Source organism: Streptomyces rhizoryzae (assembly GCF_023155275.1).
GTDB classification, from domain to species: Bacteria; Actinomycetota; Actinomycetes; order Streptomycetales; family Streptomycetaceae; genus Streptomyces; species Streptomyces rhizoryzae.
On the sequence record NZ_JALMUV010000115.1, the window covers coordinates 1 to 1,107 of the forward strand.

1 protein-coding gene is annotated in these 1,107 nt (G+C 61.9%); it reads left to right on the plus strand.

The annotated features are described in order from the left end of the window. Nucleotides 1-906 precede the first annotated feature (906 nt). Nucleotides 907-1,107: YncE family protein (locus tag MUU72_RS35790; protein ID WP_372503304.1), on the plus strand; the 201-nt coding region annotated here is incomplete at its 3' end.

The following is a 1,107-nucleotide window of genomic DNA, read 5'->3' on the forward strand; positions in this document are numbered from 1 at the left end:
TGCTGCCGCTGTTGGTGACGTACGCGTGGAGCCCGTCCGGAGTGATCGCCACCCCCGTGGGGAAAGAGCCCACCGTCACGGTCGGATCGGATGACACCACGACTGGGCCCTGACGGTACGTGTCGTGAGTCAGCCCCACCAGTTGTCGCCAACTCGACTGAAATACTTCGGCCATGATGCGCCCCTCAAGATAGATGTCCGTCTGATCTGGATGGGCCTGTCACGAGAACTTCCTGCGTGCCGTGCAGCCGACGGACCTCGGGCAAGGGACAACGCACCAGGCTTCAGGAGTTACCCATCCGCTTGACCGTCGGCTGTCGCCAGACCGACGACCAGTCCCGAACGGGATGGGCGACCCCCGGGGCTTATGGGCACAAGTAACCCACTGGCACCGCGTGGAGAAAAGCCCATAGAAGTAGCATCACTCAAATGGCCCACACGTGGACCGCCGTAACCCACAATCATGGCGAGTAATGCCACCATCTCCTGCGCTTTAAGTATCGTAGGATTACTTCACCTATCGACCGTTCGAGTGATGTTGTGCCCAGACGCCTATTCTCATCGCGGTCATAGTGAGTTACTTGTGCTAGTGAACTCCGAGGGTCGCCCATCCTTCTCGGGGACTGTTCCCGTCGGCCCGCCGAAAGGTCGATCGAAGTACGGATGGGCTTACGGACGTTGGCGAGCTCCCTTTGCCCGCGGCGCACCGGCTGCATCCTCATGCAACCGGTCTCAAGGCAGCCCATCCAGATCAGACAGACCAACGATCTGGAAGGACGAATCATGGCCAAGGCATTGCAGCCCAGTTGGCGGCAACTGGTCGGACTCCCGTGGAGCGGCTACCGTCGCCCCCTGGTAGCGGTCTCATCGGACCCGACCGTGACGGTGGGCACTACGCCAACAGGCGTGGCGATCACTCCCGATGGACTGCATGCCTACGTCACCAACGAGGGCAGCAACAACGTCAGCGTCATCGACACCGGAAGCCTGACCGTCACCGCCACCGTGCCCGTCGGGACAACACCCTTCTGGGTCGCGATCACCGCCGACGGGCTCCACGCGTACGTGACGAACGCGAGCGACGGCACGGTCAGCGTCATCGACACC